The 21852-nt window shown below is 61.2% G+C and carries 23 protein-coding genes; 9 read left to right on the top strand and 14 right to left on the bottom strand.

All coding sequences use genetic code 11. The annotated features are described in order from the left end of the window. The first annotated feature begins 369 nt into the window (after positions 1–369). Positions 370–1905, top strand: a complete 1536-nt coding sequence (locus tag AMK05_RS08865; RefSeq protein ID WP_064838130.1) for a sensor histidine kinase — start codon at positions 370–372, stop codon at positions 1903–1905. Positions 1906–1968: 63 nt separating this feature from the next. Further along, positions 1969–2592, top strand: coding sequence for a carboxymuconolactone decarboxylase family protein (locus AMK05_RS08860; RefSeq protein ID WP_064838129.1), 624 nt, complete (start codon positions 1969–1971; stop codon positions 2590–2592). Between the two features lie 25 nt (positions 2593–2617). On the opposite strand, the gene AMK05_RS08855 is transcribed toward AMK05_RS08860, so the two are convergent. Both AMK05_RS08855 and AMK05_RS08850 read right to left on the bottom strand, forming a co-directional pair. Then, the gene (locus tag AMK05_RS08855; RefSeq protein ID WP_171899822.1) at positions 2618–3592 is read right to left on the bottom strand and encodes an alpha/beta hydrolase; all 975 of its coding nucleotides are present in this window, start codon (positions 3590–3592) and stop codon (positions 2618–2620) included. 170 nt (positions 3593–3762) lie between these two features. Further along, the gene (locus AMK05_RS08850; protein ID WP_064838127.1) at positions 3763–4650 is read right to left on the bottom strand and encodes a LysR family transcriptional regulator; all 888 of its coding nucleotides are present in this window, start codon (positions 4648–4650) and stop codon (positions 3763–3765) included. Positions 4651–4781: 131 nt separating this feature from the next. Between AMK05_RS08850 and AMK05_RS08845 the strand changes: the two genes are divergently transcribed. After that, on the top strand, positions 4782–5633 hold the full coding sequence (locus AMK05_RS08845) for an oxidoreductase (protein ID WP_064838126.1): 852 nt from the start codon (positions 4782–4784) through the stop codon (positions 5631–5633). A gap of 93 nt (positions 5634–5726) precedes the next feature. Here AMK05_RS08845 and AMK05_RS08840 read toward each other — a convergent pair whose 3' ends face one another. Next, positions 5727–6668 carry an alpha/beta fold hydrolase gene (locus tag AMK05_RS08840; RefSeq protein ID WP_064838125.1) on the bottom strand — a complete coding sequence of 314 codons (942 nt, stop codon included), beginning with the start codon at positions 6666–6668 and terminating at the stop codon, positions 5727–5729. Positions 6669–6836: 168 nt separating this feature from the next. Here AMK05_RS08840 and AMK05_RS08835 point away from each other — a divergent pair, with 168 nt between their 5' ends. Beyond that, positions 6837–7148 (top strand): DUF1883 domain-containing protein, encoded by a 312-nt coding sequence (locus tag AMK05_RS08835; RefSeq protein WP_049734110.1) that lies wholly within the window; start codon positions 6837–6839, stop codon positions 7146–7148. A 183-nt stretch (positions 7149–7331) separates the two neighbouring features. Then, positions 7332–8006, top strand: coding sequence for a VIT1/CCC1 transporter family protein (locus AMK05_RS08830; protein WP_064838124.1), 675 nt, complete (start codon positions 7332–7334; stop codon positions 8004–8006). 33 nt (positions 8007–8039) lie between these two features. On the opposite strand, the gene AMK05_RS08825 is transcribed toward AMK05_RS08830, so the two are convergent. After that, the gene (locus AMK05_RS08825; protein ID WP_064838123.1) at positions 8040–9356 is read right to left on the bottom strand and encodes a replication-associated recombination protein A; all 1317 of its coding nucleotides are present in this window, start codon (positions 9354–9356) and stop codon (positions 8040–8042) included. Beyond that, the gene (locus AMK05_RS08820; RefSeq protein ID WP_064838122.1) at positions 9353–10756 is read right to left on the bottom strand and encodes a DegQ family serine endoprotease; all 1404 of its coding nucleotides are present in this window, start codon (positions 10754–10756) and stop codon (positions 9353–9355) included. The genes AMK05_RS08825 and AMK05_RS08820 overlap by 4 nt, the downstream gene beginning before the upstream one ends. 258 nt (positions 10757–11014) lie before the next feature. Between AMK05_RS08820 and AMK05_RS08815 the strand changes: the two genes are divergently transcribed. Next, a complete protein-coding gene (locus AMK05_RS08815) occupies positions 11015–11395 on the top strand; it encodes a YkvA family protein (protein WP_064838121.1) in 381 nt (126 codons plus the stop codon). A gap of 22 nt (positions 11396–11417) precedes the next feature. Continuing rightward, complete coding sequence (locus AMK05_RS08810; RefSeq protein WP_064838120.1) at positions 11418–11771, top strand: lysozyme inhibitor LprI family protein; 354 nt, start codon at positions 11418–11420, stop codon at positions 11769–11771. Positions 11772–11823: 52 nt separating this feature from the next. On the opposite strand, the gene ilvD is transcribed toward AMK05_RS08810, so the two are convergent. Beyond that, positions 11824–13662: a dihydroxy-acid dehydratase gene (gene ilvD, locus AMK05_RS08805; RefSeq protein ID WP_064838119.1), complete on the bottom strand. Its 1839-nt coding sequence runs from the start codon at positions 13660–13662 to the stop codon at positions 11824–11826. Positions 13663–13991: 329 nt separating this feature from the next. Here ilvD and msrP point away from each other — a divergent pair, with 329 nt between their 5' ends. Both msrP and msrQ read left to right on the top strand, forming a co-directional pair. Further along, entirely contained in the window at positions 13992–14939 is a 948-nt protein-coding gene (gene msrP / locus AMK05_RS08800) for a protein-methionine-sulfoxide reductase catalytic subunit MsrP (RefSeq protein ID WP_064838118.1), read from the top strand. Continuing rightward, the gene (gene msrQ / locus AMK05_RS08795; RefSeq protein ID WP_064838117.1) at positions 14939–15595 is read left to right on the top strand and encodes a protein-methionine-sulfoxide reductase heme-binding subunit MsrQ; all 657 of its coding nucleotides are present in this window, start codon (positions 14939–14941) and stop codon (positions 15593–15595) included. Before msrP ends, msrQ begins: the two co-directional genes overlap by 1 nt. Before the next feature lie 136 nt (positions 15596–15731). Here the strand turns inward: msrQ and AMK05_RS08790 are convergent, their stop codons facing one another. The 8 genes from AMK05_RS08790 to rplO form a co-directional block, all read right to left on the bottom strand. Further along, positions 15732–16154: a ribosomal maturation YjgA family protein gene (locus AMK05_RS08790; RefSeq protein WP_064838116.1), complete on the bottom strand. Its 423-nt coding sequence runs from the start codon at positions 16152–16154 to the stop codon at positions 15732–15734. Between the two features lie 171 nt (positions 16155–16325). Beyond that, complete coding sequence (gene rplQ / locus AMK05_RS08785) at positions 16326–16748, bottom strand: 50S ribosomal protein L17 (protein ID WP_003573769.1); 423 nt, start codon at positions 16746–16748, stop codon at positions 16326–16328. A 177-nt stretch (positions 16749–16925) separates the two neighbouring features. Continuing rightward, the gene (locus AMK05_RS08780) at positions 16926–17936 is read right to left on the bottom strand and encodes a DNA-directed RNA polymerase subunit alpha (protein WP_003547579.1); all 1011 of its coding nucleotides are present in this window, start codon (positions 17934–17936) and stop codon (positions 16926–16928) included. A gap of 97 nt (positions 17937–18033) precedes the next feature. After that, a complete protein-coding gene (gene rpsK, locus AMK05_RS08775; protein ID WP_003547577.1) occupies positions 18034–18423 on the bottom strand; it encodes a 30S ribosomal protein S11 in 390 nt (129 codons plus the stop codon). Between the two features lie 133 nt (positions 18424–18556). Then, complete coding sequence (rpsM, locus tag AMK05_RS08770; protein ID WP_003573772.1) at positions 18557–18925, bottom strand: 30S ribosomal protein S13; 369 nt, start codon at positions 18923–18925, stop codon at positions 18557–18559. Positions 18926–19146: 221 nt separating this feature from the next. Beyond that, positions 19147–19797 (bottom strand): adenylate kinase, encoded by a 651-nt coding sequence (locus AMK05_RS08765; protein ID WP_064838115.1) that lies wholly within the window; start codon positions 19795–19797, stop codon positions 19147–19149. Continuing rightward, on the bottom strand, positions 19794–21134 hold the full coding sequence (gene secY, locus AMK05_RS08760) for a preprotein translocase subunit SecY (protein ID WP_064838114.1): 1341 nt from the start codon (positions 21132–21134) through the stop codon (positions 19794–19796). The genes AMK05_RS08765 and secY overlap by 4 nt, the downstream gene beginning before the upstream one ends. A 231-nt stretch (positions 21135–21365) precedes the next feature. After that, on the bottom strand, positions 21366–21842 hold the full coding sequence (rplO, locus tag AMK05_RS08755; RefSeq protein WP_064838113.1) for a 50S ribosomal protein L15: 477 nt from the start codon (positions 21840–21842) through the stop codon (positions 21366–21368). Positions 21843–21852: the final 10 nt, after the last annotated feature.

The following is a 21852-nucleotide window of genomic DNA, read 5'->3' as shown; positions in this document are numbered from 1 at the left end:
CGATATTCTGGGGCACGCGAGAGCTACATTTTCTGCGATAGAACGCGGCATTGCCTGGCTTGTTTTATGAGATCGGCGAGCCGATGCCGAGTGATGTCAACGAGGTGGAAGAGGACAGTCTCGACCTTCTGGACGAACAGCTGGCCAACCTCTGCTGAACAGCCCGCGGGGCCAAGACAACCAGATTGTTCATGAAAGCTGTTTCCCTCTGGACGAGGAGTGTCCCTGCCATCGGTGGTTGCTCCGAACGATGTGACGGTGCCCTCTCTTCAACCGAAGAAGCGCGATCGATAGCCATTAGCGAAACTTTATCGTTTTCTGACGAATGCTACGGATACGTGCAAGGTGCCAGATCTGAAGCAGGGCCGGATGATGCCACACTCGTTTGAATCCATTCTGGAGAACCTGCCGCAGGGCATCGTTCTCCTTGATCGTGCCAATAGGGTGACGGCATTCAACTCCCGCACGCTGGATATTCTCGGGCTGCCGGATGGAGCCATCGGCAGAGGAATGACTATCGACGGATTGCCGGGCACCGCCGATTGCCGCGCAGCCGCATGCCGGCAGTCGACGACCGGCAGGCCGCACACGTCTCAGTTTGCGCTGTCCGATGGACGGATGGTTTCATTGACCTGCGCCCCATCGAAAGAGGGAGGCTGGATCCTCAGCTATGAAGACATCTCTACCCTGATCCGTGTCGAAGACAGTCTCACCGAACAACATCACCGGTTCGACGCGGCGCTCCGCAACATGCCGCATGGGCTGTGCATGTTCGATTCGACGAAGAACTTGATCCTGTGCAATCCATCCTACGCGCGGATGTACAATCTGCCGCTTTCACTGACGCAGCCAGGGACGCCGCTTGTCGATATCCTGGCCTATCGCAGCCGCGAGGGAAATGGTCCGGCCGACACCGCGACCTATTTCGATGTGGTGTTCGAAGCGACGGCGCGCGGTGCAGTGGCCAGCCAGAATATCGTGCTCTCCGACGGCCGCGTCATCAAAATCACCCACAATCCGATGCAAAACGGTGGCTACGTGGCCACCCACGAAGACGTCACCAAGACAGTGCGGCTGACGGAAGAGCTGCGCCGGCATCACGATCAGCTCGAAACGGCGGTGCAGAGCCGCACGGCCGAGGTCGAGCGCCAGGCCCGGGAACTCGAGCGAATGCTTGCGCAGGAGCGCAACATCAACGAACTGCAGCGGCAGTTCGTCGCAATGGCATCCCATGAATTCCGCACACCGCTCGCCATCATCGACGCTGCCGCCCAACGGCTGCTGCGCAAAAAAGGAGCAGTCGAGCCCGAATTCTTGAGCGACAAGGTCGATCAGATCCGTGCCTCGGTGAACCGGATCGTCGATCTCATGGAGAGCATCCTGTCGGCCGGGCGTCTCGACACCGGCAAGATCGATATAAGCTACGACGCCTGCGCCGTGAGATCCTTGATAAGAACCTGTTGCGAGCGGCAGTCGACGATCGCCAAGACGCACAGCTTCGTGCTGGATATCGATAGGCTGCCGGAGTGCATCGATGCCGACCCCCGCAGTTTGGCGCAGGTCTTTACCAACCTGCTGTCCAATGCCGTCAAATATGCGCCCGGAACCCCCGAAATTCGCGTCACGGCATGGCAGGAGACCGGAAACGTCAAAGTGTCTATCAGCGATGACGGGGTGGGGATCGATCCCGAAGACGTGCCCCGGCTGTTCCAGCGCTATTTTCGGGCAGGAACGTCGACCGGAATTGCCGGAACGGGCATCGGCCTCAACCTGGTGAAGCAGATCGTCGAACTGCATCACGGCTCGATAGAGGTTAAAAGCGCCAGAGGATGCGGATCGACATTTACCGTCACCCTTCCGATCGAGCGAACCGGTCACGCTTCTGCGAGCAGCGACGCCGCCTGATTTTTCAGGATTGCTGTCCTCAATATCTACCCTATCCTTCTCGCTATAGAGGAGGACCATGCCATGGCTTTCATTCACACCCCCAATGCATCCGCCAGCGAGAAGACGACGTCGATGTATGCGTCGGCCGAAGCGAATTATGGTTATCTGCCGAACATGTACCGTGCCTTCGGACACCGGCCGGAGGTGATGGAGAACTGGGCAGCGCTGCTTTCGAGCATTCGCGGTCATATGAGCCTCAGGCGCTATGAGTTGGTGACGCTGGCCGCCGCCAAGGAGCTGAAATCCTCCTATTGCATGCTGGCGCACGGCTCGGTGCTGCTGCGCGAGGGTTTTACCAGCGACGGGCTGACGGCTGTCGTCAACGAGACGGAGAAAGCGCCGATTGATGCCGGTGAACGGGCCATCATGGCCTTTGCCGCCAAGGTGGCGCGCGATGCGACGTCGGTCACCCAACAGGATATAGACGGGCTGAAGAAACACGGGCTGAGTGATGCCGAGGTCTTCGACGTCACGGCCGCGGCAGCGGCCCGGTGTTTCTTCTCGAAAATGCTGGATGCGCTGGGTGCCGCACCCGATCACGCCTATATCGAGCGGCTGGAGCCGAATATCAGAAAGGCGCTCAGCGTCGGCCGGGAAGTCGAACGGCCTCTGGCGCCGTCACAGGCGCGTGGCACATCACAATGAGAGAGTAGCCCCTACCCTTGCTGGCTTATTCTTCCGGCTTGTCCTCAAAATGCCGGATCGCAAACTCGGCAATATTCTGACTCGAGCGATCGGCATCGTCGAGCAGCGAGGGAAACAACTGCCACTGATGCGGCATGCCGGGCCAGATCTCGGTGGTGACATCAACGCCTGCCTGGCGCGCCTTTTCGGCGAGCCGCAGCGTATCGTCGAGCAAGACCTCGCCGGAACCGACCTGCAGCAGAAGCGGCGGAAAACCGGTCATATCTGCATAAAGCGGCGACGCCGGGGGATCGGTCGGCGAGCGGTTGCCGAGATAGGCTTTGCGCAAGACCTCGATCGAGGCGCTTCCGACCAGCGGATCGCTATCGGCATTTGATGTCATTGATCCGCCGGTCGCGGTGAGATCGGTGATCGGGCTGAGCGCAATCACAGCCGCCGGCAATGGCTTTGCCGCCTGCTTCTGCCGCAGCACCGTCTCGATTGCGATATTGCCGCCGGCGTCGTCGCCGGCGATGATAACGTTGTCGTTGCGATAGCCGTTGTCGAGAAGCCATCGATAGGCCGTCAGCGCGTCGTTGATCTGGGCGGGATAGGTATATTCGGGCATCAGCCGATAGTCGATCAGCAGCACGTCGCTGGATGCGGCCTTGGCGAGCGAGCCGGCAAGCAGGCTGTGCGTGCGGATGGAGCCGCCGGAAAAGCCGCCGCCATGAATATAGAGGATCACCCTGTGACCGATCGGGTGATGGAGACGGGCCGGCCACATCAGCTCCGCATCGACGCCATCGGCATCGACCTGCCGGACCTGGATGCGGGTTGGCCCCGGCGTCGTTTCCATCAGCGTCCGGAAGGCTGTGCGCCGCTGCTGCAGGCTATCGGCGCCGGCAAAATGATCCTTCCAGAGGCCGACAAGCTTTTCGACCTGCTCGCGCGAGGCCTGGCTTTGCGGTCCAATGTCCTTGCCGACCGCCGCCGGGGCCAGCAGCATCAGCGCGGCCAATGCCGGCAACAGACCGCCGAGCCGCCTTGATGCGTTTCGATTGACAGTTGGCAAGATCCGACCGTTCATCAACCTCTCCCGATGGTGCTGGCCATGGTGGCCATGGCAGCATCTTTGGCCAGTTCGCGTGCGGGAGTCAAAAGGCTGAAGGATGCGAATCCTCACCTTTTTTACTCGGCTCTCATCGCATCGATGACCGCCCTGAAGCCCGCCGACATGTGGCGTCGGCTCGGATAATAGAGATAGAGCGGTTCCTCCGGCTGGCACCAGTCGTCGAGCACCTGGATCAGCTCTCCGCCGGCGATCGCCTTCTCGACGCGCGGCTCCCAGATATAGGCAAGGCCGACGCCGCCGAGGGCTGCCTGCATCATCAGTTCGTGATCGTCGAGCGACAACGGTCCGGTCGGCTGGAAGCTCACCGTCTGGCCATCCTTCTCGAATTCCCAGGCATAACGCGCGCCTGACGGAAACATGTTCTGGATACAGAGATGGCGCTTGAGCTCGTGCGGCGTCGCCGGCTTCGGACGGGCCTCGAAATAGGCGGGCGAACCGACGACGATCAGCCGGATGCGCGGCTTGATGCGCAGCGCGATCATGCCTTCGGTGACACGCTCGCCGAAGCGGATGCCCGCATCGAAGCCCTCCTCGACGATATCGACCAGCCTGTCGGTCGCGTTGATCTCCAGCTGCAGATTGGGATTGCTTTTCAGCAGCGGGCCGATGATGCGACCGATGATGAAGGAGCCGATCGAATTCGGCACGTTGATCCTCACCTTGCCGAAGGGCGTGTCGCGGTAGCGGTTCAGCGCATCGAGCGCTGCCGTCATCTCCCCGAAGGCCGGGTCGAGATGCGAGATCAGCAGCTCGCCGGCCTCGGTCAGCGAGACGCTGCGCGTCGTGCGGTTGAGCAGGCGAATGCCGATCCGGTCTTCGAGATTGAGGACGGCATGGCTGACCGCTGAGGCGGTGACACCCCTCTCCTCGCCGGCCCTGCGGAAGCTCTTATGTCGGGCAACGGCCGCAAAAGCCGCGAGTTCGGAAAGCTCGGTGGCGCGCATTGCTGAATTACACTCATCATAGTCTCAAGAATAACAAATCTTATACACCAACAGATTTTCGGTCAAATTCGACCCGTCAGCACAGAGATGCGACGCCGAGACACCCAAATAGACCTCGAAAGGAATTCACCATGAAAGTCTGGTTCATCACAGGTGCATCCCGCGGCTTCGGCGCGCTGATGACCAAGGAAGCCCTTGCATCAGGCGATGCCGTCATTGCCACCGCCCGCAACCCGAAGACCGTGGCCGAGCAGTTCGGCGATCATCCGAACCTCTTGGCCGTCGCGCTCGACGTCACCGACGAGGCGCAGGCGAAAGAAGCCGCGGCTGCCGGCATCGCCCGCTTCGGCCGCATCGACATTCTCGCCAACAATGCCGGCTACGGCCTGCTCGGCGCCGTCGAGGAAGCCACGGCCGAAGAGATCGAAAAGCTCTATGCCACGAATGTCTTCGGCCTCCTGAAGGTGACGCGCGCCGTGCTGCCCTATATGCGCCGCCAGCGTTCCGGCCATGTCCTGAACTTCTCCTCGATCGGCGGTTACTTCGGCTATCCCGGCTGGGGCGTCTACGGCTCGACGAAATTCGCCGTCGAAGGCCTGTCGGAATCGATGGCCGCCGAACTCGAACCCTTCGGCATCAAGGTGACAATCGTCGAGCCCGGCTTCTTCCGCACGGACTTCCTCGCCGACACGTCGCTCGCGGTCAGCCCGGCCTCCATCGCTGACTACGAAGGCACGCCGGCCGGCAACATGCGCACCTTCGCCGCCGACGCCAATCATGCCCAGCCCGGCAACCCCGCCAGGCTCGCCGCCGGCATCATGACGATGGTCAATTCCGCCAACCCGCCGCTGCGCATGCCATTCGGCAGCGATACGGTGGCGATGATCGAAGCGCAGCATGCCAGCGTCGAAAAGGAGCTTGCCGGCTGGCGTGAACTTGCTCTCTCCACGGATTTTCCGAGCGATGCAACGGCCTCGGCCTGAGGGCCAAGGCCAGTACCGCCGCATTTCCGAATTTCGCGATGCGGCGGCGTGACAGCGGGAGACAAAGGCAGCGGAAGCCCCCGCTGCCGTTCCTTACTTTACGACCTGCTCGGCCCAGTTCGGCGCCTTGCCGCCGCCGTCGAGGAAAGTCATCGCCACATTAGCCACCAGTGGCGAAGCGAAGGTCTCGTAGTGGGTGAGATCGGGCAGGATCGCCAGCCGGTTCTTCGACATATTCTCCCGCATCCAGCCGGCGTCGCGCAGGCCGCCGCCGAGCTTGTGATAGAAATCGACCATATGCTCGGGGCGGATCATGTCGGCATCGCCGTAGATCAGCATCACCGGCATGGTGAGCTTAGCGACGGCATCACCATAATCCTTGGGTTCGCGCATCAGCACACCCATGGCGTCCAGCAGCTTCGGAAATTCGGACACGTCGGGCGCCACTGCCTTGTAGGAGAGGAACATCGGCGTGTCCTTCATCATCTCGGCCATGCCGGCGCCGACGGCCGCCTGCTGCGGCAGCATCTCCGGGAAAAAGCCGTTCTGCGCATAGGGCGCCGACACAATCACCAGACGGCGCACCTGGTCGGGCGCGTTCGCCGCCATGTTCAGCGCCACGCCGCCGCCGAAGGAATAGCCGTAGACGTCGAGCTTGTCGTAACCGAGCTGCTTCACCAGCACCGCAAGATCGGCGCCGATTGCCGCAAGCTCGATCGGCCGCTTGCCGAGCGGCGTGCGGCCATGGCCCTGCAGATCGACGGCGATCACCTGGCGGTGGTCGGTGAAAACGGGCATGACCGGTGCGAACATCTCGATCTGTCCGAGGCCGCCGTGCAGCAACAGCAGCGGTTCGCCTTCCCCGCGGATTTCGTAATAATAGTCGATGCCGTCGACCGGCAGGCTTCCCTTCGTGACGATCGGCGCGACCGCCTTATCCTCGCTCGCCGGCGCACCGCCGGCGCCTGCCATGTCGGGCGCGGCCAGGAATGCGGCAGCGGTTGCAATCATCGAAATCAGCCTCATCTTCGACATGTCCTTGCTCCGTTTTTGCGTCGATACCGCAAGGACGGCGGCGGCCAGGCCTTTCCGACACCGCGCTTCGAAATTTCTCCGATCGGGCTTTGCTGCCGATATCCAACTTTTCCTTAACCGGCATGCTGGTAAAATCTCGTCGCAGAGACTTCAGACACCACGAGACCGATGCCGAAACCGAATTTCCGCTTCACCCATTACGATCTTAAAGAACAACGCGCCGGAACGATCATCGAGGTGTCGTTGAATGCGGTGAACAATGTCCGGCTGATGACGGCGCCGAATTTCCAGCGTTTCACCGAGGTTCTCGATTTCAAATATATCGGTGGCGTGGCACGCAAATCGCCGATCAAGATCGCCGTTCCGGAAAGCGGCCACTGGCACGTCGTCGTCGATATGGAAGGCCATCACGGGCTGGCGGACTCTTCCGTCAAGGTGATCGCCGCGCCGCCAAATCAGAAGACGCCGCGCGCCTCCTGAGCTTTACAGCACCGCGCGTCTCTCCGGGAAGCGTCGCGGTAGCGCCGACGCGCTCCATGGACACGTCCGATCGCGCTGTTCTTTGATCACGATCAATGAATCAGGCTGCAATGTCGATCACAGTGACGGCCGCAAGACCACGCCGCGTCGCCACTATGGTCTTCATCACATGGGAAGCGGTCCATGACTTCGAAACCGATCGGTCGCATCACCAATATCATTGATCCTGGCGATGCGCTCGGCGAACTCCTTTTCGGATTGATCATGGCGCTGACGCTGACGGTCGGTTCGAGGCTGGTTTTTGAAAAGGAAGGGTTAGATGTCCACGATCTGATCGTCGCGACGATCGGTTGCAACGTCGCCTGGGGGATCATTGACGCCGTCTTGTTCTTCCTGGGTACGACGTTTTACAAAAGCAGACGGCTGCGCCTTTTTCGGCAAATCAAAACCGCCAGAAGCGAATCTGCGGCGCTGACGGTGCTTGCGAACGAATTCCCGATAGAGGAGGCACCGTTCTCTGCAAGGGGCGCTGACGCGGACGCGCTCTATCGAACGCTCCTGACGCTCGCATGCCGGGCCGATCCTGTGAAGGCGTCCCTCCCGAAAGGCGATCTGTTCGCCGCAATCGCGGTCTTCGTTCTGGTCTCTGCTACCGCCATTCCGGCAGTGATCCCTTTCTTTTTCATTGACGATGCGCACCTTGCCCTGAGGACCAGCAACCTGTTTCTCATCACGCTGCTGTTCGTGACGGGCTATGCATGGGCGCGGTTTTCAGGAGGGAGGCCTGTTTATGCAGGCATGACAATGACTTGTCTCGGCTTGCTTTTGGTTGCAATAGCGATCGCGCTTGGCGGCTGAGCGCCGTTCACCAACCGAACAGGTTCAGATGCATCAGCGCGGCTTGCGCTCCTTGCGCAGTTTGTCCCACCATTCCAGCCGCTTGCGGATATCGCGCTCGAAGCCGCGCTCCGGCGGATCGTAGAAGGTCTGGCGGCCCATTTTCTCCGGGAAATAATCCTGGCCGGAAAAGGCATCCGGCTCGTCATGGTCGTAGCGGTAGCCGTCGCCGTAACCCTCGCCCTTCATCAGCTTGGTCGGCGCATTGAGAATATGCTTTGGCGGCAGCAGCGAGCCGTTCTGCTTGGCGGCCTGGCTTGCCGCCTTGAAGGCGGTGTAGACGGCATTCGATTTCGGCGCGGTGGCGAGATAGACGCAGGCTTGGGCGAGCGCCAGCTCTCCCTCCGGCGAGCCGAGATACTCATAGGCATCCTTGGCGGCGTTGCAGATCACCAGCGCCTGCGGATCGGCAAGGCCGATATCCTCCACCGCCATGCGCACCAGCCGCCGGCCGAGATAGAGCGGATCCTCGCCGGCATCGAACATGCGGGCGAGATAATAAAGGGCGGCATCCGGGTCCGAGCCGCGCACGGATTTATGCAGCGCCGAGATCAGATTGTAGTGGCCGTCCTGCGCCTTGTCATAGACCGGGGCGCGGCGCTGGACGATACGCGTCAGGCCTTCGGTATCGAAACTCTCGCCCTCGCGCGCGGCCCGCCAGACCTCTTCCGCAAGTGTGAGCACCGCGCGGCCGTCGCCATCGGCCATGCGGATCAGGCTGACGCGCGCTTCCTCCGTCAGCGGCAGCGGCTTCTGCTCGATCGCCTCGGCGCGCTTCAGCAACTCCTCAAGGCTCTCCTCGTCATGCGACTTGAAGGTCAGCACGCGGGCGCGCGACAGCAGAGCGGCGTTGAGCTCGAAGGACGGGTTTTCGGTGGTGGCGCCGACCAGGATGACGGTGCCGTCCTCCATGACGGGCAGGAAACTGTCTTGCTGGGCGCGGTTGAAGCGGTGGATCTCGTCGACGAAGAGCAGCGTCTGACGGCCGTCCATGCGACGCAGGCGGGCAGTTTCGAACACCTTCTTCAGGTCGGCGACCCCTGAGAAAATCGCCGAAATCTGCTCGAAAGCCAGCCCCGCCTCGCCCGAAAGCAGCCGTGCCACCGTCGTCTTGCCGGTGCCGGGCGGACCCCAGAAAATCATCGAGCCCAGCGAACCGCTTTCGATCATCCGTTTCAGCACGCCGTCTTCACCGGTCAGATGTTTCTGACCGGTGACATCGGCAAGCGTCTTCGGCCGCAGCCGGTCGGCAAGCGGCCGCCTGGCGGCGACCTCCTCCGGAACGCGCGGCGCGAAGAGATCATTGCTCATCGGAAGAACTGCCGGATGCGCTGACCGTCGCGCTCGATCTCCACCCGCCAAAGACCGGGGTCGCTCTCGGCGATCTCGGACAGTTCGCTGGTGGTCTTCACATCGGTGCCGTTGATCGAGACGATGATATCCTTCGGCTCGAAGCCGAGACGGGCGGCCGGTGAATCCTCCTTCACCTCGGAGACGACGACGCCCGCCGATTCCGGCGGCATGCGCAACTCGTCGGCGACCCGCGGCGACAGGTTCTCGACGACAGCGCCGCTGAAGGGAGTGCGCCCGCCGATGGTGCGCTGGTCGCGCGGCGAGGTTTCCGGGGCGCGATCGAGCGTCAGTGGCAACTGCTCCTCGCGGCCGTTCTCGACAACGGTGAGCTTGACCGACTTGCCGAGACCGGCCGTCGTCAGCCGGTAAAGCAGCGCATCCGGATGTTCGACCGAAATACCGTCGACGGCAGTGACGATTTCGCCGGCCTTCAGCCCGGCCTTGGCGGCCGGGCCGCCTTCCGAAACCTTGACGACGAGCGCGCCGCGAACCTTGTTCAGCCCCAGCGCCTCAGCGACTTCGGAAGTCACGGCATCGAAACTGGCGCCGACATAGGGCCGCTCGAAGGATTTGACGCCGGCATCGGCCGAAGCGAGGAAGACCTTGACCAGATTGGCGGGGATGGCGAAGCCGATGCCGTTCGAGCCGCCGCCGCGCGAGAAGATCGCGGTGTTGATGCCGATCAGCTCGCCTTTCATGTTCATCAGGGCGCCGCCGGAATTGCCGGGATTGATCGAGGCGTCGGTCTGAATGAAGAAGCCGAACTCGTTCCTGACCACCTGGTTGCGGGCCAGTGCTGAGACGATGCCGCTCGTCACCGTCTGGCCGACGCCGAAGGGATTGCCAATCGCCAGCACGAGATCGCCGACCTCGACCGCATCGGAATTGCCGATCGGCAATGTCGGAAAACTTTCCTTGGTGTCGATCTTCAGCACGGCAAGATCGACACGATCGTCGCGCAGCACCACCTTGCAGGGGAACTCGCGTCCATCCGGCAGCGCAACCTTGATGTCGTCGGCGCCTTCGACGACGTGATTGTTGGTGACGACAGTGCCGTTCGCCTCGACGATGACGCCGGAACCGAGCGAGGACTGCTTCTCCGAGCGATTCGGCATCTGCTGGCCGAAGAACTGCTCGAAGAAGGGGTCGCCGGCAAAGGGCGACTGCCGCCGGACGGTCTTTTCCGCATAGACATTGACGACGGCGCCCGACGTCTGTTTGACGAGCGGCGCGAAAGAGAGCTGCATCTGCATCTGGCTCTCGGGCACGGTCTTTGCGGTCTGCGCATTGGCCGCAGCCGGCAGAACGAGCATGAGAGCGAGTAGCGAGACGGAGGCGCGCTTGAACAGGCCTTGCATGGGTATTCCTTTTGAATCCTCTTGTGGATAGTTTTAGAGCATGATGCCGAAAAGTGTGAGCGGTTTTCGGACGACATCGTGCTCTAACTATTTAATGCGAACAGTATTCAGATTTCAGGCCGAACCGGCCCAAAATCATCTTGTTCTGCGGCCCGACGCTAGAAAGGAAAGAGGGCGGAAGCATGGAAGAATAAGGCAGATATGTGCCCGCAAGACTTCGCTGGAAGTCTTTGCGAATTCGATTCAGGAAGAGCGGCCATGCGACTGATATCAAAAGCCAAAACCTGGGCGAAGTCACTGAAGCGTGACATCATCGCTCTATGGCTTGCCGCGCGGGATCCGCGGGTGCCCTGGCATGCGAAAGCGGTGGCCGGCGCCGTTGCGGCCTATGCGCTGTCCCCCATCGATCTCATCCCCGATTTCATTCCGGTGCTCGGCTATCTCGACGATCTCCTGATCGTGCCGCTCGGCATTCTGCTGGCGACGCGGCTTATTCCGGCAGAAATGATGAGCGCGCTGCGCGATGAAGCGGCAAGACGCATCGAGCGTCCTTCCGGCCGGGCCGGGCTGATCTTCATCCTTGCCGTCTGGTTTGCCTGCATCATCTTCCTGGCTCTGGCATTGCGCAAACTGGGCTGACCAGGAGCAAAAGGGACATGGAATGATGACGGCAAGAGCGATGATGATGGGTTTTGGTTTTGCGATTTCGATCTTCGCATCGGATATGGCGCAGGCGGCGAGCTTCGACTGCGATGCGAAGGAATTGAAGCCTGATGAAAAGGCGATCTGCGACAATCGCGCGCTCAACGATGCCGACGTGAAGATGGTGACGACCTTCGAGCTGCTCTCCGGTCTGCTGGCGATGGGCTCACGCGGAACATTGCAGGACGAGCAGACCGCCTGGCTGAAGAAACGGCAGGAATGCGCGGCGGATGCCGCCTGTATCAAGGCTGCCTATGAGGAGCGGCTGAAACAGCTCGGCGAGACCTATAAAAACATCAACCGGCCGCTTTGAAAGCGACCGGTCTTGAGCAGCTGACCTTGAATCAGCAGGTCTGATAGGTGGGTCAGCGGGCGTTCAGATCGCGCACGGCACCACGGTCGGCGCTCGTGGCGAAGGCAGCGTAAGCCTTCAGCGCCGTCGTGACGTTGCGCTTGCGCACTTCTGTGGGATGCCAGCCCTTGGCGTCCTGATCGGCGCGGCGGGCGGCAAGTTCGGCCTCGCCGACGCGCAGGCTGATCGTGCGGTTCGGGATGTCGATGTCGATCATGTCGCCTTCGCGCACCAGGCCGATCGTGCCGCCATTGGCTGCTTCCGGCGACGCGTGGCCGATCGAGAGGCCCGAGGTGCCGCCGGAGAAGCGGCCGTCGGTGATCAGCGCGCAGGCCTTGCCGAGGCCCTTCGATTTCAGATAGCTCGTCGGATAAAGCATTTCCTGCATGCCGGGGCCGCCCTTCGGGCCTTCATAGCGAATGACCACGACGTCTCCCGCCTTGACCTCGTTGGCGAGGATCGCCTTGACCGAGGCATCCTGGCTTTCGAAGACGCGGGCCGGACCTGAGAATTTCAGGATGGATTCATCGACGCCGGCGGTCTTGACGATGCAGCCGTCGACCGCAAGGTTGCCCTTGAGCACGGCAAGGCCGCCATCCTTGGAGAAAGGATGTTCGACCGAGCGGATGACGCCGTTCTGGCGGTCGGTGTCGAGTTCGTCCCAGCGGGCCTCCTGGCTGAAGGCGACCTGGGTCGGGATGCCGCCGGGCGCGGCGCGATAGAAATTGCGGACGGTGTCGCTGTTGGTGCGGGTAATGTCCCAGCGGTCGATCGCATCGCCCAGGGTCTCGGCATGCACGGTCGGGCAATCGCGGTTCAAGAGACCGCCCTTGTCGAGTTCGCCGAGGATCGACATGATGCCGCCGGCGCGGTGCACGTCTTCCATATGCACATCGCTCTTGGCGGGTGCGACCTTCGACAGGCAGGGCACCCGGCGCGAAAGCGCGTCGATATCGGCCATGGTGAAATCGATCTCGCCTTCATGGGCGGCGGCAAGGATGTGCAGGACCGTATTGGTCGAGCCGCCCATGGCGATGTCGAGCGCCATGGCATTCTCGAAGGCCTGCTTGGAGGCGATCGTGCGCGGCAGCGCCTTGATATCGTCCTGCTCATAGTAACGGCGGGCGAGATCGACGATCAGATGGCCGGCCTCGACGAAGAGACGCTTGCGGTCGGCGTGGGTGGCGAGCGTCGAGCCGTTGCCGGGCAGCGACAGGCCGAGCGCCTCCGTCAGGCAGTTCATCGAATTGGCGGTGAACATGCCGGAGCAGGAGCCGCAGGTCGGACAGGCCGAGCGCTCGATGGTCTGGACGTCCTCATCGCTGATCTTTTCATCGGCTGCGGCGACCATGGCATCGACGAGGTCGAGTGCATGGGTTTTGCCGTGCAGCACGACCTTGCCCGCTTCCATCGGACCGCCGGAGACGAAGACGGTGGGTATGTTGAGGCGCAACGACGCCATCAGCATGCCGGGAGTGATCTTGTCGCAGTTGGAGATGCAGACCATGGCGTCGGCGCAATGGGCATTGACCATGTATTCGACGCTGTCGGCGATGAGCTCGCGCGAGGGCAGCGAATAGAGCATGCCGTCATGGCCCATGGCGATGCCGTCGTCGACGGCGATCGTGTTGAACTCCTTGGCGACACCGCCGGCCGCCTCGATTTCGCGGGCGACGAGCTGACCGAGATCCTTCAGGTGCACGTGGCCGGGCACGAACTGGGTGAAGGAATTCACCACCGCGATGATCGGCTTGCCGAAATCCGAATCCTTCATGCCCGTGGCGCGCCAAAGGCCGCGCGCGCCTGCCATGTTGCGGCCGTGGGTCGTGGTTCTCGAACGGTAAGCTGGCATCGGTGTCTTCCTCGACGTGTCGGAAATGATCAGGCGAAGCGAAGCGGCATGAAGCCTGCGGGCCGGGCGAACGCTGCCTTTTGGAATTGTCCTAATCCAATCGACGGGGGCTGTCACTACCGGCAAGGTCAAATCCGGTACGCTGCGGACGGAGCACCATCGATGATATACGGTTCGGCGCGCGGTTCGGTTACAGCCTATTCCATCACAGCCGAACACAAAAAGTTGGCTTCCCGTCAGCAATATTCAAGGCTTAGACACTAATACGAATATGCGGGCGGTTCGTTTAGAGACTATATTCGGGAAATCCGCCCTGGAGGTTTTTCGTCATGCCAAGCTATCGCCCCCCGAAGATCGCGTCGTCGGAGATCACTCCGCGCCAGATCTATGTGCGCCGGCGTGAATTCCTGGGCGCAGCGGCTCTCGGCGCCATGGCGCTCTACGGCGCCGGCAAGGCGAGCGCGGCCGCGCTTTCCGCTATCGGGAGCAAGTACAAGGTCGACGAGAAGCCGACGCCGCTCAAGGACGTCACCACCTACAACAACTTCTATGAGTTCGGCCTCGACAAGGCCGATCCCGCAGCCAATTCCGGCGATTTCAAGCCGCTGCCCTGGACGATCAAGGTCGACGGCATGGTCAACAAACCAGGCACCTTCGACCTCGAGGCGCTGATGAAGGAATTCCCGATCGAGGAGCGCACCTATCGCATGCGCTGTGTCGAAGCCTGGTCGATGGTCATTCCCTGGGACGGCTTTCCGCTGGCATCGCTGCTCGACAAGGTGGAGCCGCTCGGCAGCGCCAAATATGTCGCCTTCGAAACCGTCGTGCGGCCGGACGAGATGCCGGGACAGAAGGGCTTCTTCCAGTCGCTCGACTGGCCCTATGTCGAAGGTTTGCGCCTCGACGAGGCGCGCCATCCGCTGACGCTGCTTGCCGTCGGGCTTTATGGCGAGACGCTGCCGAACCAGAACGGCGCGCCGATGCGCCTCGTCGTGCCGTGGAAATACGGCTTCAAGGGCATCAAATCGATCGTCAGGATCACCCTCACGGACCAGCAGCCGAAGAACACCTGGCAGGTGACCAATCCGCAGGAGTACGGCTTCTACGCCAACGTCAATCCGGAAGTCGACCATCCGCGCTGGAGCCAGGCGAGCGAACGGCGCATCGGCGAAAGCGGCTTCTTCGGCGCGAGCCGCCATTCCACCCTGCCCTTCAACGGCTATGCCGACGAGGTGGCGAGCCTCTATGCTGGCATGGATCTGAAGGCGAATTTCTGATGGCGGAATTGTCGCTCGCCATCCAGAAGCGCTGGCAGCCCGCCTCCGTCTGGCTGCTTTATGTGGCAGGCCTCGTGCCGGCGGTCTGGACCTTCTATCTCGGCGCGACCGATCAGCTCGGCGCCGATCCGGTCAAGACCTTCGAGCTCTTCCTCGGCATCTGGACGATCCGTTTCCTGATCGCAACGCTTGCCGTCTCCCCGGCCCGCGAGCTCCTCGGCTGGAATTATCTGCGTTATCGCCGCGCGGTGGGCTTGCTGACCTTCTACTACGCGCTGATGCATTTTACCGTCTACATGGTGCTCGACCAGGCGATGGATATCCACGCCGTCGTCAATGACGTGCTGAAGCGCCCCTTTATCATGTTCGGCATGGCCGGGCTTGCGATGCTCATTCCGCTGGCGGTGACATCCAATAATGTCTCGATCCGCCGCCTCGGCAAGAACTGGATCTGGCTGCACCGGCTCGTCTACATTGTCGCCGCCTGCGGAGCGCTGCACTTCGCGCTCTCGACCAAGATCCTCGATCTCGAGCAATATATCTATGTCGGGCTGATCATCGCGCTCATCCTCTACCGCTCCTGGCGGCCGATTGCCCGCAACCGGAAAAAGGGCCAGGGCCGGACGCGCAATCGCGCCATGGCGTCGGCTTCGTGAGACCTTAAAGCGCGTCGCGATCTTTCAGATTCGCTCCTCGCGCTTTAGGTCTTTGTTTTACGCATGTCGTTGCGGCAAAAGCGCTTCGCGCTTTGCCTGGAAAACCGCTGCACACTTTTGCGCGACATGCTTTAGACTACCGGCGACGACCAAACGCCGCCCGGCGGGCGGGATCGAAGGCGCAGGCCGCGGCGATCCCGATCGCATAAGCCAGCATGTTCCAGAGCGAAAATATTCGGCCGAGCAGCAGCGCGCCTGCTGTCGTCAGCCGAAATGCGTCGAGCCAGGGCGTGTGGTAGAGCCGGAACAGCTCGACTGAGATCGCGATGAACAGCGCCATGGCGGCGATGATTGCCGGTCGGGCCCTTGCGACAAAGAGCGCCACGAGCAGATAGACCATCGCGGCCCACAGCGCCGACCCGCCATATTTGACGACGATGAAGGACAGGTCGATCGCGTAGCCGAAACGCCTGAGCGCCAGTCCGAGCACGATCACCACAAGCAGGGCCGCGAGGCGAAGGAACTGCGCTTGCGAGCGCGTCTGAATGAATTCGAGCAATAGAATCTGTCCTACAGAGATCGACCATTGGAGTGTTGAGGCGGAGATATCCAATTATCCGGCGAGGTGCTGCCTGTCATCGCAGCTTCCACGTTCGTCCACGACCGATGCACAAACAAAAACAGCCGGGCTTTGTGAGCCCGGCTGTTTTGTTTCCGACGGAGCGGAAGATTAAGCGGCGACGGCCTGCTCTTCGGCGGCGACGCGGGCCTTGTCGGCTGCGCCCTTGGCGAAGGTGTCGCGGTCAACGAATTCGACGACAGCCATGGCGGCATTGTCGCCCTGGCGGAAGCCGGCCTTCATGATGCGCAGGTAGCCGCCGTTGCGGGTGGCGTAACGCGTTGCGATCGTGTCGAACAGCTTCGAAACGACAGCGGCATCACGGATCTGCGAGATCGCCTGACGGCGAGCATGCAGGTCGCCGCGCTTGCCGAGCGTGACGAGCTTCTCGACGATCGGGCGGATTTCCTTGGCCTTCGGCAGGGTCGTGACGATCTGCTCGTGGGTAATCAGCGAAGCCGCCATGTTGGCGAACATCGCCTTGCGGTGGCTTGCAGTTCTATTCAGCTTGCGGCCGGCTTTACCATGGCGCATTGCTATTCTCCTTTAATGCAGGTGCCCTTACGTTACGTGGGCCTGCCGTTTCCTGGCACATGCAGGCGATCGGCCTGCTGTTTGACGGGGAAAGGCAGCCGAAAGAGCCTGCCTTTTGTTATGTTCTTGCGATCGGCGTGCGGGCGAAAAACCGCTTCACACTTTTCCTCACGCCGCTCAGTACTGGTCTTCGTAACGCTTGGCGAGATCTTCGATGTTCTCGGGCGGCCATGCCGGCACTTCCATGCCGAGGTGCAGGCCCATGGAAGCGAGAACTTCCTTGATTTCGTTCAGCGACTTGCGACCAAAATTCGGGGTGCGGAGCATTTCTGCTTCGGTCTTCTGAATGAGGTCGCCGATGTAGACGATGTTGTCGTTCTTCAGGCAGTTTGCCGAACGGACCGACAGTTCGAGTTCGTCCACCTTCTTGAGGAGAGCCGGGTTGAAAGCGAGTTCGGTGACTGCTTCCTCTTCGGTTTCCTTCTGCGGCTCGTCGAAGTTGACGAAGACGCCAAGCTGATCCTGGAGGATGCGCGCCGCAAATGCGACGGCGTCTTCACCGGTGATCGAGCCATCGGTTTCGATGGTCATGTTCAGCTTGTCGTAATCGAGAACCTGTCCTTCGCGGGTATTTTCTACCTTGTAGGACACCTTCTTGACCGGCGAATAGAGGCTGTCGACCGGGATGAGACCGATCGGCGCATCTTCCGCGCGATTGCGCTCAGCCGGAACGTAGCCCTTGCCGTTGTTGACGGTGAACTCCATGCGAATCTCGGCGCCCTCGTCGAGCGTGCAGATGACATGCTCGGGATTGAGGATTTCGATATCGCCAACCGTCTGGATGTCGCCAGCCGTGACAACGCCCGGGCCCTGCTTGCGCACGACCATGCGCTTTGCGTCGTCGCCATCCATCTTGATGGCGATTTCCTTGATGTTGAGCACGATGTCCGTCACGTCTTCGCGGACGCCCGGAATCGACGAGAATTCATGCAGCACGCCATCGATCTGCACCGCCGTGACGGCAGCGCCGCGCAGCGAGGAGAGCAGAACGCGGCGAAGCGCATTGCCGAGGGTGAGACCGAAGCCGCGCTCCAGCGGTTCGGCAACAAGCGTCGCCCTGGTGCGCGAGCTCGAGGAGAACTCCACCTTGTTCGGCTTGATCAGTTCCTGCCAGTTCTTCTGAATCATGAGTTTGCCTTCCGTTCGTTGCCACCATCCAATCGTGGCAACCGAGCTTGAAAACCACCGGGAGCGCCAAGGCGCTCACCAGTGACGAGAGCGATGATCAGACGCGGCGCTTCTTGCGCGGACGGCAGCCATTGTGCGGGATCGGGGTCACGTCGCGGATGGACGTGATCATGAAACCTGCAGCCTGGAGCGCGCGCAGAGCCGATTCACGACCCGAACCCGGACCGCAGACTTCGACTTCAAGCGACTTCATACCGTGCTCCTGAGCCTTCTTGGCGCAGTCTTCGGCAGCGATCTGGGCAGCGAACGGGGTCGACTTGCGCGAGCCCTTGAAGCCCTTGGCGCCAGCCGACGACCAAGCGATCGCGTTGCCCTGGGCATCGGTGATGGTGATCATCGTGTTGTTGAAGGTCGAGTTGACGTGAGCGACACCCGACGAGATGTTCTTGCGCTCACGACGGCGAACGCGGACGGCTTCCTTAGCCATGGTATTCCTTTCGTTGATCTCTTCACCGCCGTAATGCCAGCGGCTACACCGGAACGGCGCCTATATGGTCCCGCTCCAAACTCAAAAGAGGCCGGCGCAGACCGCCAGCCTCCCCACCCCGGTTTCCCGGAAATTACTTCTTCTTACCAGCAATTGCCTTTGCCGGGCCCTTGCGGGTGCGGGCATTGGTATGCGTGCGCTGACCACGGACCGGAAGGCCGCGGCGATGACGCAGGCCGCGGTAGCAGCCGAGATCCATCAGGCGCTTGATGTTCATCGCGGTATCGCGACGAAGATCGCCTTCGACCTGATAGTCGCGGTCGATGGCTTCGCGGATCTGAAGGACTTCGGCGTCCGTCAGCTGATGCACACGACGTTCAGCCGGGATACCGACCTTCTCGACGATTTCCTGTGCGAATTTCGGACCGATCCCGTGAATGTAGGTCAGCGCGATAACAACGCGCTTTGCAGTCGGGATGTTGACGCCAGCGATACGTGCCACGCCTATTCTCCTTGCATTCCAGTTGCCATCCGGCAAGTGGGCTTCGTTATGCGGTCTTTGGAACCGCTCGTTCAGATTTACGTCCGTAACATGTCAAAACGACCGCACCCGGACTTCCCTGGGAAATCCGCGCCGATCGCATGGAATGTCGCGAGTTGGCGCGGTGTTTAGCGGAATCACTGCTGAAAAGCAACCGTTCCGCCAAGTTTATTTTCAAAGCCTTAAAGCTTGGAAAGAATGCTTTCGACCTCTGACGTCACCTGATCAATCTCCGCCATGCCGTCCACGGACTTGAGTTTCCCCTTGGCATGGTAGTAGCCAATCAGCGGCGAGGTTTCCTTGTAGTAGACCTGCAGCCGAGCCGTCATGGTCTCCGGATTGTCGTCAGGACGGCGCTTGAAGTGCGTGGAACCGCACTTGTCGCACACGCCTTCGGCAGCCGGAACCTTATCGGTATCGTGATAGACGCTGCCGCACTGTGCGCAGGAATAGCGACCGGCGACACGGCGAACCAGCTCGTCGTCGTCGACACGGAATTCGATGACGACGGAAAGGCCGAGACCCTTTGCCCTCAGCATCGCTTCGGTGGCATCGGCCTGGACGAGCGTCCTCGGGAAGCCGTCGAGAATGAAACCGTTGGCGCAATCGGGCTGATCGATTCGCTCGGAGACGATGGCGATGACGATCTCGTCCGAGACGAGTTTGCCGGCATCCATCACCGCCTTGGCGCGCTTGCCGACATCCGTGCCCGCATTGACCGCTGCGCGCAGCATGTCCCCCGTGGAAAGCTGCGGAATGCCGTGCTTTTCCACGATCCGCTGGGCCTGGGTTCCCTTACCCGCGCCCGGCGGCCCTAAAAGGATAAGTCTCATCGCCCCCTCTTTCCTCCACGCAACTTCGATTTCTTGATCAGGCCTTCGTATTGCTGCGCGATCAGGTGACCCTGGATCTGTGCAACCGTATCAAGAGTTACGCTAACCACGATCAAAAGCGAAGTCCCACCAAGGGATAATGGAATGCCGGTTTGCGACACCAAGATCTCCGGGAGAATGCAGACGAAGACGAGATAGATTGCGCCGATCACCGTGATTCGGGTCAGCACGTAGTCGATATATTCGGCGGTGCGCTCGCCCGGGCGGATGCCCGGAATGAAACCGCCATGCTTCTTCAGATTGTCGGCCGTGTCCTTCGGGTTGAAGACGATGGCCGTGTAGAAGAAGGCGAAGAAGGCTATCAGCGCCGCATAGAGCACCATATAGAGCGGCTGGCCGTGGCCGAGGGCCGCGACGATCGACGTTGCCCAGGAAGGCATTGCCGTGGTGCTGGCAAAGCCTGCGACGGTTGCCGGCAGCAGCAGCAGCGACGAGGCGAAGATCGCCGGAATGACGCCCGAAGTGTTGAGCTTCAGCGGCAGGTGCGAGGTATCGCCCTGGAACATCCGGTTGCCGACCTGGCGCTTCGGATACTGGATCAACAGCCGGCGCTGCGCACGCTCGACGAAGACGATGACGGCGATGACGATGATCGCGACAAGGATGACCAGCAGGATGAGCGGGGTCGACAGCGCGCCGGTGCGGCCGAGTTCGAGCGTGCCCGCAAGAGCGGTGGGAAGACCGGCGGCGATGCCGGCGAAGATGATCAGCGAGATGCCGTTGCCGATGCCGCGCGAGGTGATCTGCTCGCCGAGCCACATCAGGAACATCGTGCCGCCGAGCAGCGTCAGAACGGTGGAAACACGGAAGAACCAGCCCGGCTCGACGACGAGTCCCTGGCCGCTCTCAAGCCCGGCAGCAATGCCGTAGGCCTGCAGCGCACCGAGGATGACCGTGCCGTAGCGGGTATACTGGTTGATGATCTTGCGGCCCTGCTCGCCCTCTTTCTTGAGGTTTTCGAGCGCCGGCACGACCGACGTCATGAGCTGCACGATGATCGAAGCCGAGATATAGGGCATGATGCCGAGCGCGAAGATCGCCATGCGCTGCACGGCGCCGCCCGAAAACATATTGAAAAGGCCGAGAATGCCGCCTGACTGGCCGCGGAAAGCCTGGGCATAGGCTTCGGGATTGAGGCCCGGAAGCGGAATATGGGTGCCGAGCCTGTAAACGAGGAGAGCTGCCAGTGTGAACCACAGGCGCTTCTTCAAATCCTCGGCTTTGGCAAAGGTCGAAAAATTGAGGTTGGATGCCAATTGTTCCGCTGCAGAAGCCATGCGTTTCTCCGCGCTACCAATTCCGGCGTCTCTGGGGATAGGCCGGCCCGGAATCAGTATGAAAATTATTCAAAACCGGGTTCAGTACGGATTGCAGCGCAACCCCATGCCTCACCCTTGTTTTAGTCTTACCGGCATGACGCGGGCGCGCCAGCCAACATTTTGTGAGGCCCACATATGGGAGCAAAATCGCCCGGTGTGAAGCACCCCGGGCGACATATCATCAGATTATTATTCGGCTGCAGCCGGAGCCGAAAGCAGCGTCACGGTACCGCCGGCCTTTTCGATCTTCTCGACGGCAGGCTTGGAGGCGCCTGCAACGACGATGGTGATCTTGGCCTTCAGCTCGCCGTCGGCGAGAACGCGAACGCCGTCCTTGGTGCGGCGGATGACGCCGGCAGCCTTGAGGGCAGCTGCGTCAACGGTCGCCTTGGCATCGAGCTTGCCGGCGTCGATCGCCGTCTGGATGCGAGCGAGCGACACAACAACAAAATCGGAAGCGAAAATGTTGTTGAAGCCGCGCTTCGGCAGGCGACGATAGATCGGCATCTGGCCGCCTTCGAAGCCGTTGATGGCGACGCCCGAACGGGACTTCTGACCCTTCACACCGCGGCCAGCGGTCTTGCCGGAACCCGAGCCGATACCGCGGCCGAGGCGCTTGCGGCTGTGGGTCGAGCCTTCGTTGTCTTTAATTTCATTGAGTTTCATGAGCGTTTCC

This window comes from Rhizobium sp. N324 (assembly GCF_001664485.1).
Classification (GTDB): Bacteria; Pseudomonadota; Alphaproteobacteria; order Rhizobiales; family Rhizobiaceae; genus Rhizobium.
This window is presented reverse-complemented; position numbering and strand designations above follow the sequence as displayed.

Excerpts from the sequence above, each read along its gene's own strand:
- AMK05_RS08865 (WP_064838130.1), top strand. The coding sequence starts at position 370 with ATGATGCCACACTCGTTTGAATCCATTCTGGAGAACCTGCCGCAGGGC.
- AMK05_RS08860 (WP_064838129.1), top strand. The coding sequence starts at position 1,969 with ATGGCTTTCATTCACACCCCCAATGCATCCGCCAGCGAGAAGACGACG.
- AMK05_RS08850 (WP_064838127.1), bottom strand. The coding sequence starts at position 4,650 with ATGCGCGCCACCGAGCTTTCCGAACTCGCGGCTTTTGCGGCCGTTGCC.
- AMK05_RS08845 (WP_064838126.1), top strand. The coding sequence starts at position 4,782 with ATGAAAGTCTGGTTCATCACAGGTGCATCCCGCGGCTTCGGCGCGCTG.
- AMK05_RS08840 (WP_064838125.1), bottom strand. The coding sequence starts at position 6,668 with ATGTCGAAGATGAGGCTGATTTCGATGATTGCAACCGCTGCCGCATTC.
- AMK05_RS08835 (WP_049734110.1), top strand. The coding sequence starts at position 6,837 with ATGCCGAAACCGAATTTCCGCTTCACCCATTACGATCTTAAAGAACAA.
- AMK05_RS08830 (WP_064838124.1), top strand. The coding sequence starts at position 7,332 with ATGACTTCGAAACCGATCGGTCGCATCACCAATATCATTGATCCTGGC.
- AMK05_RS08825 (WP_064838123.1), bottom strand. The coding sequence starts at position 9,356 with ATGAGCAATGATCTCTTCGCGCCGCGCGTTCCGGAGGAGGTCGCCGCC.
- AMK05_RS08820 (WP_064838122.1), bottom strand. The coding sequence starts at position 10,756 with ATGCAAGGCCTGTTCAAGCGCGCCTCCGTCTCGCTACTCGCTCTCATG.
- AMK05_RS08815 (WP_064838121.1), top strand. The coding sequence starts at position 11,015 with ATGCGACTGATATCAAAAGCCAAAACCTGGGCGAAGTCACTGAAGCGT.
- AMK05_RS08810 (WP_064838120.1), top strand. The coding sequence starts at position 11,418 with ATGATGACGGCAAGAGCGATGATGATGGGTTTTGGTTTTGCGATTTCG.
- ilvD (WP_064838119.1), bottom strand. The coding sequence starts at position 13,662 with ATGCCAGCTTACCGTTCGAGAACCACGACCCACGGCCGCAACATGGCA.
- msrP (WP_064838118.1), top strand. The coding sequence starts at position 13,992 with ATGCCAAGCTATCGCCCCCCGAAGATCGCGTCGTCGGAGATCACTCCG.
- msrQ (WP_064838117.1), top strand. The coding sequence starts at position 14,939 with ATGGCGGAATTGTCGCTCGCCATCCAGAAGCGCTGGCAGCCCGCCTCC.
- rplQ (WP_003573769.1), bottom strand. The coding sequence starts at position 16,748 with ATGCGCCATGGTAAAGCCGGCCGCAAGCTGAATAGAACTGCAAGCCAC.
- AMK05_RS08780 (WP_003547579.1), bottom strand. The coding sequence starts at position 17,936 with ATGATTCAGAAGAACTGGCAGGAACTGATCAAGCCGAACAAGGTGGAG.
- rpsK (WP_003547577.1), bottom strand. The coding sequence starts at position 18,423 with ATGGCTAAGGAAGCCGTCCGCGTTCGCCGTCGTGAGCGCAAGAACATC.
- AMK05_RS08765 (WP_064838115.1), bottom strand. The coding sequence starts at position 19,797 with ATGAGACTTATCCTTTTAGGGCCGCCGGGCGCGGGTAAGGGAACCCAG.
- secY (WP_064838114.1), bottom strand. The coding sequence starts at position 21,134 with ATGGCTTCTGCAGCGGAACAATTGGCATCCAACCTCAATTTTTCGACC.
- rplO (WP_064838113.1), bottom strand. The coding sequence starts at position 21,842 with ATGAAACTCAATGAAATTAAAGACAACGAAGGCTCGACCCACAGCCGC.